7 protein-coding genes are annotated in these 12,312 nt (G+C 29.7%); all 7 read right to left on the reverse strand.

What is annotated here, in order from left to right:
• Positions 1-70 precede the first annotated feature (70 nt).
• Positions 71-3,784 (reverse strand): glycoside hydrolase family 2 TIM barrel-domain containing protein, encoded by a 3,714-nt coding sequence (locus MKD34_RS10475; protein ID WP_240221509.1) that lies wholly within the window; start codon positions 3,782-3,784, stop codon positions 71-73.
• A 153-nt stretch (positions 3,785-3,937) separates the two neighbouring features.
• Complete coding sequence (locus MKD34_RS10480) at positions 3,938-5,731, reverse strand: L-fucose isomerase (protein WP_240221511.1); 1,794 nt, start codon at positions 5,729-5,731, stop codon at positions 3,938-3,940.
• Positions 5,724-7,190: a M81 family metallopeptidase gene (locus MKD34_RS10485; protein ID WP_240221513.1), complete on the reverse strand. Its 1,467-nt coding sequence runs from the start codon at positions 7,188-7,190 to the stop codon at positions 5,724-5,726. The genes MKD34_RS10480 and MKD34_RS10485 overlap by 8 nt, the downstream gene beginning before the upstream one ends.
• 88 nt (positions 7,191-7,278) lie before the next feature.
• The gene (locus MKD34_RS10490) at positions 7,279-9,273 is read right to left on the reverse strand and encodes a beta-galactosidase trimerization domain-containing protein (protein ID WP_240221522.1); all 1,995 of its coding nucleotides are present in this window, start codon (positions 9,271-9,273) and stop codon (positions 7,279-7,281) included.
• Between the two features lie 2 nt (positions 9,274-9,275).
• On the reverse strand, positions 9,276-10,106 hold the full coding sequence (locus tag MKD34_RS10495) for a carbohydrate ABC transporter permease (RefSeq protein WP_240221524.1): 831 nt from the start codon (positions 10,104-10,106) through the stop codon (positions 9,276-9,278).
• On the reverse strand, positions 10,103-10,993 hold the full coding sequence (locus MKD34_RS10500; protein ID WP_240221526.1) for a carbohydrate ABC transporter permease: 891 nt from the start codon (positions 10,991-10,993) through the stop codon (positions 10,103-10,105). Before MKD34_RS10500 ends, MKD34_RS10495 begins: the two co-directional genes overlap by 4 nt.
• Positions 10,994-10,996: 3 nt before the next feature.
• Positions 10,997-12,298, reverse strand: coding sequence for an ABC transporter substrate-binding protein (locus tag MKD34_RS10505; RefSeq protein ID WP_240221528.1), 1,302 nt, complete (start codon positions 12,296-12,298; stop codon positions 10,997-10,999).
• Between the last annotated feature and the right edge of the window lie 14 nt (positions 12,299-12,312).

The raw sequence follows: 12,312 nt of genomic DNA on the forward strand, positions 1-12,312 counted from the left end.
ATATTTTTTCTAAAAAAAAAAGTTATGAAATTTCTTCATAACTCTTTTTCTAACTAATTACTTTAACCTTTTATTTTATAAATTTTGCATCTCCATATGTCCCATGATCATATTTTGTTACACCGTCTGAATTTAATATTTGTAATTTTAGTTCTTTAACTCCATTTAAATCAACATCAATGAATTTAGCTCTATCAGAACTTTTCATAACGCCACTATTAAAAACTTCTTTTCCATCAGCAAAAACTTTAAACTCAGCTGTTCCTCTATAACCTAAAACTTCTCTGTCTAATCCTACATAACTTTGGAACTTTTTAAATCCTTTCCCTTCAATATTAACAATTATATCATTATCTGATACTCCATTTATACCTTTATCAAATTTTATAACCTCTCCATTCTCAAGTCTTAGAGTCAATGGATTTTCAGCGATAGTTTTATCTTTAGCTGTCATTTTATTTGAATTTTTTACTCCTAAATCAGATAAATATACTACATTATCTGCAACTTGCTCAATAGATCTTCTTGCTTCAAAATAATTCTTAGAATCTACAGCTAAATTATTATCTCTTTTTTCGAATGAATCTACATTTTTATTTTTTCCTACTATTTTAAATGTATATCTTTGTACTTCTCCAGATTTTAATTGATATTGATCATGTGGTCTAGCTCCCCACGAATTATCACCACCAACTCCCATCTGTTTTCCAATTATTCTTAAAACTACATTCTTATTTTTATCTAATTCAAAAGGATGTCTTTTTCCACTTGAAAGCTCCTCTGGAGTATAATAAAGTGTATTAAACTCTAAAGTTTCTCTCTCTGGAACAGATGTAACTAATAATCCCTCTCCATTCTCATTAACAATTTCAACCCATCTAACATCACTTCTATTTCCTGTCTCAGATGGATTTATATATGGAATAAAGAAATTTTCTACATTTTCTTCATAAATTCCAACATCATATCCTGTCTTTCTATCAATATAATTCTCTTCTGGTCCTCTTCCATACCACTTAACTCTATTGTTTTTAGAATTTAATTCTGTTATCATACTAAATTCAGGTATTTCTGGTAAAGTTTTTGGAGAATACAGTGACGAATCTACTAAAATTTCTCCATTTCCATCAATAAGATACGTTACATAAAGTTTTGATGTTTCTTTTGTAGGAATATCTATTTCTAAATCTACTTTAATAACTTTATTCTCTATATTCTCAACTTTATAGTTTACAACCTTACTATTTTTACCAGCATATCTCCAAGTATCCAGTCTTTTCATCGCTCCATTTCCTCTATCATTATCATTTGGAGCTCTCCAGAAATTAAATTCAAGTGGAGCTTCTACAATATTTTTTCCATTACTTTCAAAAGATTTTATTCCACCTTTTTTTAAATCAATCTCTGCTTTAAAATTTTCCCCTGAAATATCTAAAGTACTATTATTTTCTTTATACTTTAATTCTTTAACATCCTTTAACTCTATTTTCTTACTTATATTTTTATCTTTTACCTGAAATTGCTCGCTTGCAACAACATAACCTTTTGGTGCCCAACTTTTATCATTTTTTAATGCAAAATTTATATTTATGAAATACTCTTTTTTAGAATCTAACTTTATATCTTTTAATGGGATATCTATATATTTTTTAGCTCCAGGTAATAAATCTACTTCAAATTTTCCACTTTTTATAACTTCTCCATTCTCAATAACTTCCCAATTTCCATTATAATCTTTTAAGTTAGTGAACATATATTTATTTTCTAACGATATTTTTCCTTTGGATAAATCAGAATTTTTTATACCTATATTTTGGAATACTTTTTTTACTTCTATAAGTTCTGGTTGAACTGTTCTATCAGCAAATATTAATCCATTAGCTGAGAAGTTTTTATCTGTAAATTCTTCATCGCCCCAATCTCCACCATATGCAAAATATTTTTCTCCTGTTTTAGGATCAACTGTTTCTATAGCTTGATCTACCCAGTCCCAAATATATCCGCCATGGAATATCTCATTACTTTCCATAACATCCCAATAATCTTGAAGATTTCCAATACTATTTCCCATTCCATGAGCAAATTCACATTGTAAATATGGTTTTGTATTATCTTCATAAACTAAGTATGCCTTCATCTCTTCTATTGATCTATACATCCTACTATATGTATCAGTTATATCTCTTTGTGGTTCATAGTGAGTAAGTCTTGTTGGATCTTTTTCTTTTAAATATTTTGCAGCTAATTCAAAGTTCTTCCCTGTCGACGATTCATTTCCTATTGACCACATAATTATAGACGGTTCATTTTTGCTACGCTCAACCATAGCTTCTTGTCTATCTATAACTGCTGGTGTCCACTCAACTCTATCTTGAGGAATTTCATCAAGTCTTCCATGGGTTTCCAAATTAGCTTCATCCATAACGTAAAGTCCATACTCATCACACAAATCATACCACTTTGGATCATTTGGATAATGTGAAGATCTCACTGTATTTATATTATTTTGTTTCATAAGCTCAATATCTTTACGCATTACATCTTCACTTACAACTCTACCCTTATCTCCTGTAAACTCATGTCTATTAACACCTCTTAACATCAGTTTCTTTCCATTTACCATTATTTTATTATCTTTTATTTCAACTTTTCTAAATCCTATTCTATTACTTACAGTTTCAATTATTTCACCTTTAGGATTTTTTAAAGCTAAAACTAAAGTATATAAATTTGGTTCTTCTGAACTCCATTTTTTAGGATTTATAAATTTTTCGTTAAAATTTATAATTTGCTTTAATTCATCTCCTGTAACTTCAACAATTTTTTCAAAGTTTTTAACTTCTTTTTTCTTATCATCATAAACTTTTCCAATAACCGTGTATTTCCCAGGAACAAAACCTGATTTTGTAGATACATCTACCTTTACATTTAAATCTGCATTTTCATAATTTTTATCTAAGTCTGTTACAACTGTATAATCTCTTATATATGTTTTTGGAGTTGAATATAAGAAAACATCTCTAAAAATACCACTTAATTTAATCATATCTTGAGATTCTAACCAACTTCCATCACTCCATCTATATACTTTAACTGCAATCTCATTGCTTCCCTCTTTTAAAAACTTTGTTATATCAAAATCATGACCTGTAAAAGAATCTTCACTATATCCTACATATTCTCCATTTACATATAAATAATATGCTGATTCAACACCTTGAAAAGAGATATAAACCTCTCTTCCATCCCAATTTTTATCTATATTAAACTCTCTTTTATAATAACCAATTGGATTATAATCTTTAGGAGTATCCGGATGATTTATAGGTGTCTTTTGATATTCCCAAGGATACGCTGTATCGTTATATCTAATTTGATCATATCCATGTAATTGCCAACTTGATGGAACAGGTATAGTTTTCCAATCTTCCGTATTATAGGCAGTTTTATAAAAATCTTTTAAATCTTGATCTGGATGATCTACCAATTTAAACTTCCAATCTCCATTTAAACTTTTAAAGTTTTTAGAATTTTTAAAGTCAGCATAATTTGGATTACTTAGTGCTTCTTCAACAGTATTGAAAGATATTTTAGTTACGTGTGCTTTCTCTCTGTTATCTCCAAATATTTCTGGATTATTTGTCCAAAATGGATTTTTTTTAGAATAACTCCCTGGATTTATGCCTTCGTGACCTTTTGCATGATTAGACCCATCTAAATTATCCGAATAGCATAATGTTGTTAATACTGAACTTAATAATAGCATCATCTTTACTGTATTCATTTTTGTAAACCCCCTCAAAATTTTAGTCCCCACTTTATTACCCTATAAACTGGACTTTGTAAAGAGCGCACAAATAAAAATATGAAACTAATTTCACCTAGGTAAAATTAGTTTCATATTTTTTCATATTATCATATTTTTAATCTAATCTCCTTATCCTTTAAGTTTTCCATAAATAGGTCCAAAGTTTTTACAAGCTCTGTAGTCTGCTCCCTCTTTATCTATTGTACCAAATGACGACCAAACTTTTGGTCTAAATATTTTTTCATCAGATACATTATGCATAGCAATAGGTATTCTTAACATAGATGCCAACGTTATAAATTTATCTCCAACATGCCCATATGAAATTGCTCCATGATTTGCTCCCCATGTATCCATAACAGTATGAACATCTGTAAATGCTCCCTCACCAGTTAAATTAGGAGCAAACCAAGTTGTTGGCCATGTAAAGTTTGTTCTTCTATCCAAAATATCATGAACATCTTTTTGTATGTCAACAGCATATCCTTCTGCTATTTGTAAAACAGGACCTAATCCTTTTATTAAATTTATTCTTGTCATTGTTATAGGCATTTCACCTTTAGTTAAAAATTGTGATGAATATCCTCCACCTCTAAAATATCCTAAATCTGCTTCACACCATTTTGTAGAATCTAAACATTTATTTACTTCTTCTTCTGTTACTTCCCAAAATGGTTTCATCACTCTATTTCCATCTTTATCTATTTGATCTCCCGTTCCATCTAAAGAAGATGAACCTGAATTTATTAAATGTATTAATCCATTTTTAGCTTTTCCATCTAACTCTTTTCCTGTAACTCTTTTTACAGCTTCTGGAGACCAAAATGTTCTAACATCGGAGAATATTTGAGCTCTTCCTGTTAATAGATGACCAAATAACATTGCTACACCATTTAAAGAATCATTTTCTGTTGCTACAACAAATGCTTCTCTGATTCCATTCCAATCAAAAGATGAGTTTAATATTGCTTCTGAAAAATCTCCATTTGGCATATAATCAGTCCATTGTCTTTGTCCTTGGAATCCTGCAGCAATAGCGTTATGGCCTTCAGCTTCTTCTATGTAACCTTTTTCTTTCAACTTTTTATTTCCAATCATAAGATCTCTCATTATAATTGTCATTTTTACAACAATCTCCCAGTCTTTATCTTTTGCTTCTCTAGTTTTCTGAATATATGAATTGTTACAATCCTCTCCTTCTTTACAGTGAAGTTTTGTCCATTCCATAGCTTTTTTAAACTCTTCAGCATCGTATATCTCTTCATCTAATCTTCTTTTCAATTCTACCATATCAACATATTCATTTCTCATTCCTAAATAATCAGAGAAAAAATCTGGGTTTACTATAGAACCTGCTATTCCCATAGAGACACTACCAATAGATAGATATGATTTACCTTTCATTAAAGCAACTGCTAAACCAGATTCAACAAATTTTAATATTTTTTCCTTTACATCTTCAGGAATCTCTTTATCAGTTCCATCTTGTACATGTTTTCCATATATAGAAAACACGGGGTCTCCAATTTGAGCGTGCCCTGCTGCTGCTGCTGCTAAATATACAGCTCCTGGTCTTTCAGTTCCATTAAATCCCCATATAGCTTTTGGTATATTTGGAGTACAATCTATCGTTTCTGTTCCATAACACCAACAAGGAGTTACCGTTAGTGAAACACCAACATTATTGTCTTTAAATTTTTGCTCACATCGAGCTGCCTCAGGAACTCTTCCTATTGTTTCTTCAAAAACATAACATTCCACTGACTCACCACTAGGATATTTTAAATTTTCTTCAATAAATTTAGCAACCATTTTAGCCATATCCATAGCTTGTCCTTCTAAGGATTCTCTTACTCCTCTTCGTCTTCCGTCTATAGTAGCTCTTATTCCAACTTTTGGTAATTTCCCATTTAATCTATACACGTTTATCCTCCTTAGTTTTTGCTTTATAACTGAAGTCTATATCTAACGGAAATATTGGTCTTTTAACTTTTTCATATTTTATGTTTAAAATATCCTCATTAGTACTTCCTGTTGTTAAAGCCATGATAGTTCTTTTAGAAAGAAGTTTATGGTGCTCAGTTAAATATCCCAATTTACAAACAATAATATTACGATTTTTAGGATCTAATCTTAAATCTTCATACATTTCAGGAGTCACATACCCTACATGTTTCTCTGCTAAAATTACATCTACATTATTTACTCTTAAGACTGCTAAATCACTTTCATATGTTCCCCATTTTTCTAAATAATTAATAACCTCTCCTTTTAAAGTTAAAGGTTTTGTAGTTTTAGTATCAAACTTTGCTCCTGCAACAACCTCTATAGTTTGTCCAATTTTTCCTTTACAAAATAGCGTTGCTTCAGGATCATAAATTCCTCCGTAAATAACTGGAGTAGATACATCTTTCGTTTTAGAATTTTCTAAAATTATTTTTAAAAATCCTGTACAATCTGATGATGAACCTGCAGTAGGATTGTCTCCAGAGTCTGATAAATATATTGGAAATTTATTTTCCTCTAAAGCTTTTAAGGCAACCTCATAAGCTTTTTCAGGCTGATAAGTTTCTGTATGAAAAGAAAACTCGTCTCTTCTATCAAAAAACTCTTGTCCTATCTCTTTTGAAATTGTATTTGCTAAATTTTCATCATCTGCTACAACATAGATTCCAACAGCAGCATCTTCACTATCTGCCCAAGGATATCCCATAAGAATAGAAACTCCTAAAACTCCCTGCTTTTTTTCATATTCTCTACATCTATTTATAAAATAAACCATAGGTTCAGTTGAAGTTTCTGACTGTTCTCCAGCTATTAGCATTGGAACGCTTGCCCAAGATTTTTTAGGAATTTTATTCTCTTTAAAAATATACATTAATATCTCTGCTGCATGCTCTCCAGTTTCAAAACAATCAGTGTGTGGAGCACATTTATATCCAACATATGCATCAGCGTATTTGTGCATTTTATCAGTCATAGTTGTATGCATATCAAGGGCAACTACAATTGGGATATCTTTAAAATGCTTTCTAAGTTCCTCTAAAAGATCACCTTCTGCCTCTCCCAATCCAACTACTCTCATAGAACCGTGAAGAGCTAAGTTGATTCCATCTAGTTTTTTTATTTTGTCTGCTTCTAAAGCTCTCTCAATAAATTCTTTTTTTAATCTACTATAAAGTTCGTAGCTTACCTCCCCATTTGGAACTGCTCTTGCACTAAGCGTTGGAACAACATCATATCCATTTTCTTTTAAAGTATCAACTATACCTCTTAATGCATTATTTTTTGTTTCAAAAACTAATGAATCCTCTCCATATCTTATAGAGAAATCCTTTTCATCTGTGATAATCGGATTAAAAGAATTTGATTCATGATGCATAGATCCTACTAAAACTCTTTTCATTTTCATTTTGTATGATAAATATAAGTCTATTTATCACTACATCCTCCTTCTTTGGTATTTTAAGCTAATTTTCATAATTAAATATAGTCATATGATGACCATTCACAGAGTTAATTTTAAATTTTATTATTTGTCCATTCTGTTCAAACGGAATCTCCTCTCTTGTTTCCTCTTCAAAAATAGATACAATCTTTTTATCAGGGATATTAACTTTAACTTCTAATTCATATAATTTTAATTTATTTTGGATTGTATAAATATCTTGAGAAGGTTTTTCTATAAGATAGTTTAAAAGATGAAGAATAATTCGATTCTCATTTTTTTGTTCATTTAAACTAGTTATTAGAGTTGTGGGACCATTGTGATCAACTAATTTTTTATCTAATAGCATTTCCAAACTATCTTTAAGTATCTCCTTACACCATTTAGCACCATTTTTTCTATATATTCTAAAAATTGGATGTGAAAAATAAATGTAATTATTGCCCTTTAAAGCTCCTGGAAACCCCTTTTTTCCAGATGATGGAGCGTGTTGGTGTGAGCAGAAAAATATACCCTCTCTATTAAAGTAAGGTTCTATTGTTTCTAAAACAACTTCACTATTTATTGCTTCTACTTTGATTCCTTTTAAATACATTACATGCTCTTCTTTAGGAAGAGATCTCCCTATCTTTTCATTAGGAAGAATAAAATCTCTGTCAAACTCTGATTCTCCAAGATACTTTAATGAAAAAAGATTATTTTCATTACTAGTATCTATTAAAGATATGTAAGAACTAATTATTTTTCCACCATTTTTCATATAATTTTCTAATTTATTTTTTAATGTTATATTAAATTCTATTTTATCTGGCAAAATAAGGACTTTGTATTTATAAAAATCCATAGAAGAATCTATAATTTCAAATTGATAAGACATTTCTTGAAGTATTCTCATAGCACCTATGAGCCCAGGATCTATTCCACTTTCATTAGAAGAATAAGATTCTTCTGGTGTTAAAAGCGCTATTTCTGACATCGGTGTAATTTCTGTACAAAACTCTTCTTTTCTTTCTATTTGTTCATAAACTTTTCCAATTAAATCATAAGAACTTAAAGATAATTGCCCTTTATTATGAAGCTGATCTCCTATAGAACATCCAGCCCCTAATGTCAGCATATTAAAGCATTCAAATTCTAAAGCTTCTAAATTTTTATATGAATGAAAATCTCCCCAATAAGTATGAAATTTACCAGTCATTCCAATAATATCTTTTCCTAAATTTCTAGCATACCTTACCGTAGCAGGAAAGTGATCATATCCCCATCCACCGCTCGGTAAAGATTCTAGTTCTAAATGAGAATATACATCTAAAGCTTTTTTGAAATTTGGTCCTACATGAGAGCTATTAAAAAATAAACTTTTTCCTGGTACAAGATTTTCAATATAAGTTGCAATTTCTCTTCTAAACTCATCTAGCATAATAGAGGAATAAATTAGTCTTTCTTCTTTATCATATATATCCATATTTAGAGCCTTCATTTTTTCTTGACACTGTTTACAATTACAATCGACTTTAAATAAAATATCTAGAAAAAAACCATCAATTCTATCTTTTCCAACAGAACTTACAATATCTTCCAAATGTTCTTTAAAAAATTGACGATACTCAGTATTTAGGCAAATTGTATTATAAAAATGAGGCTTTGGAATATTTTGTGTATCGATAAACTCGCCATTTTCATCTAAAGATAACCATTCTGGATTTTCTCTCATCACTCTTCCATCCCATTGAACTGTTGTATATATTGGCGTTTTTATACCTTGCTTATGACAAACCTCTATTTGTTCTATTAATAGATTTTTATTTTTTAAATTAGGATGAATTAAATGTGGGTATTTTTTAGATGGATAATAAAGCCATCCATGATGACATCGTGCAAACAACGTCACTGAATTGACATGGGCATTTTTTAAAGTTTCTCCAAACTCTGTTGGATCAAAATCTATTCCAATATCTTCTATAAATTCACTAGTATGGAAATCTAAATGTATTTGTCTTTGGATTTCTTTTTTCATAATTACTCCTTTATGGCTCCAGCGGTTAACCCACCTTCTATTTTTTCTTGAAATAACATATAGATAATCAAAGGTATCAAAACTGTAATTGTGATAGCAGCCATTAACAATCCATATTCTGAACCACGCTCACCATTAAAGTTAAGAAGCCCAAGAGTTATAGGCTTTAATTTATTATCATTTATAAAAAGGAGAGGAAAAACCACATTATTCCATGCTCCTAAAAAATTAAAAATAGATACAGTAGCAATAGCTGGCATACTTAAAGGAAGCACTAATTTTAAGTAAACTTGCCAAAAACTGGCACCATCAATAATAGCAGCTTCTATTAAAGAGTTATTTATCCCTTTCATAAATCCTGTCAAAACTAAAATACTAAATGGTAAAGAAAATGCAACATAAACTAAAACTAAAGCTATTAAATTATTTTTTAGATTAAGAATTCCCACAAAATATGAAATAGGAACCAATACACTTTGCATAGGTATCATCATCCCAAGAAGAAAGAATACTGACAGATACTTATTAAATTTAAAGTTAAATCTCGATAAAATAAACGAAACCATTGATGCAGTAAAAATTAAAATAATAACAGTTGATACCGAAATCACTATACTATTGAAAAAATAAGTTCCCATATTAGCAGCATTCCAAGCTTCAATGAAATTTTCCACTCTAAAAATTTTAGGAATTGAAAAGGGAGTAGAAAATATCTCATTATTATTTTTAAAAGAAGAAAAAACTGTAAAAATCATAGGACCTATGAAAGATAAGCTTACAAAAATTAAAAATGAATAAGTTATAACTACGTGATGAGTTTGCTTTTGTTTCATTTACTCCTCCTTTTTTCTCCAGTTAAAAAATTACTTAAAAATACTAAAGATAATGCTAAGAGCAAAAGTAAAACTCCAATTGCACTTCCCTTTCCAAAATTATCATATCTAAAAGATTCGTAATAAAGCAAAGTGGTTGGTAAATTAGTCAAACCATTAGGTCCACCCTCAGTCATGGCAAATATTAGATCAAAAACTTTAATAGACCCTATAATATCCATAACAATACATATTCCTATGATTGGCTTTAACATTGGAATAGTTATTAAAAAAAATTGTTTAATTGAATTAGCTCCATCAATTTGTGCAGCCTCGTAAAGCTCATCTGGAATTGTTGCTAATCCTGCCAATAAAATAACCATATAAAATCCAACACCTACCCAAATATTAACTGATATTATAGCATTCATAGCAGTACTTTCATTTATTAGCCAAGGTACAACATGCTGATGTAAATTTACAGATTTTAAAAATAAATTTAGAGCACCATTGGGCATAAATATAAAATACCACATAAGTCCTACTGCAGTTAAAGGGAATATAGTAGGAACAAAGAATATAGCTTTAAAAAGTTTATGACCTCTACACTTTGAGTTTATAGCTACAGCTAACAAAAGAGCTATAGGAGTATGAAAGCCAACACTAAATACCACCATTTTTATCATATTTTTTAAAGATATTAAGAAATTCTTATCATTTAGAAGAATTTTAAAATTATCTAATCCAACGAATTTAACAGGAGAGACAGCTAATCCATTCCATTTAGAAACAGAAAATACTAATGCTCCAATTAGTGGGATAATTTGAAAAGCAACATATATAAGTAACGCTGGTAAAACAAATCCTAGGATTAACATTTTATCTGATTTTTTATGAATTTTTATCATTAACTACTCCTTTCTTGAAATCTCTTCTTGAATTTCTTTTCCAGCTTCCATTGGTGAAGCTCCCATCAAAACACTAACAATAGAGTTTCTAGTTCTATCTTGCATAGATGGTATTTTATCAAAATCAAAGACATCAACACCTATTCCATCAGAAGTTTGAGCTAATGTATTATTAGCTAAGAATAGCTCTCCTACTTTATTTTTATCCGCTTCAAAATCAATACGAGGAAGTAAAAATTCTGCTTCATTTACATATCTAATTCCAGCATCTTTAGAAGTTAACATTTTTAAAAGTTCAATTGTATAATCCTTTTCTTTTCCTTTTAAATTTCCAGAAATCATATATGGACTAATAACTTGCATGTCTTGATTTTTAAACTCTGCTTTTTCTTTAAAATAAGGAAATTTAGCAAAATCTATATTTGCATAAACTGGTGTTTTCTCAGAGTCTACAAATGTAGATATATTCCATGGACCAGTAAATATCATAGCTGCTTCACCATTTTTGAACTGAGTTGTAGCAATATCATTGCTTATTCCAGGAGCAGAAGGAGAAAAAGCATCTTTATCATTTAAAACTTTTATAAACTCTAAAGTTTGAACAACTTCCGGATCAGTCCACTTAATTTCTCTTGAACCTAGTTTTTTAGCTGCATCAACACCTAACCAACGATAAAAAATCTGATTATGTAAATGTCCTACTGAGTAAGTAGATTTTGCACCTAAAGCAATTGGGATAACATTAATACCTTTTAATTTATCAATAGCAACTAAGAATTCATCCCAAGTTTCAGGAAACTTTTCAACACCTGCTTTATTAAATAAATCTTTGTTATAATAGAATCCCATTAATCCTTGTTCCATAGGAATCGCATATATTCCATCTTTCCCAGGAATTGTGTAATAATTTAAAGCTCCTTTATTAAATCCTTCACCCCACTCTTTATCTTCATCTAAAATTGGTTTCATATCAGCTAATAAGTTTGTATCAACATATTCCCCTAAATTAGCAACTCCTTGTATTCTAAAAATATTAGGTAAAGTTCCAGAGGCTAAATCTGTTTTTAATTTATTATTAAAAGAAGACTCATCTCCTTGAGATTCATCTACAACAATAACATCTGGATATTTTTGTTCAAACTGATAAATAATATCTTTATAAACTTTGACTGAATTTGATGTTCCAGCCATTCTAGTTAATAATCTAATTTTAACCCTATCATTATCTTTAGATTTATCTCCACAAGCAAGAAAAGCTAAACATATGCTACAAAGAGTAAGTGATTTAATTATTTTTTTTATCATAAATTCCTCCTATT

Source organism: Cetobacterium somerae, assembly GCF_022430525.1.
In the GTDB taxonomy this organism is placed as follows: Bacteria; Fusobacteriota; Fusobacteriia; order Fusobacteriales; family Fusobacteriaceae; genus Cetobacterium_A.

What these genes read in the sequence shown, in the direction of transcription:
- MKD34_RS10475 (WP_240221509.1), bottom strand. Translation starts at nt 3,784, where the DNA reads ATGAATACAGTAAAGATGATGCTATTATTAAGTTCAGTATTAACAACA.
- MKD34_RS10485 (WP_240221513.1), bottom strand. Translation starts at nt 7,190, where the DNA reads ATGCATCATGAATCAAATTCTTTTAATCCGATTATCACAGATGAAAAG.
- MKD34_RS10490 (WP_240221522.1), bottom strand. Translation starts at nt 9,273, where the DNA reads ATGAAAAAAGAAATCCAAAGACAAATACATTTAGATTTCCATACTAGT.
- MKD34_RS10495 (WP_240221524.1), bottom strand. Translation starts at nt 10,106, where the DNA reads ATGAAACAAAAGCAAACTCATCACGTAGTTATAACTTATTCATTTTTA.
- MKD34_RS10500 (WP_240221526.1), bottom strand. Translation starts at nt 10,993, where the DNA reads ATGATAAAAATTCATAAAAAATCAGATAAAATGTTAATCCTAGGATTT.
- MKD34_RS10505 (WP_240221528.1), bottom strand. Translation starts at nt 12,298, where the DNA reads ATGATAAAAAAAATAATTAAATCACTTACTCTTTGTAGCATATGTTTA.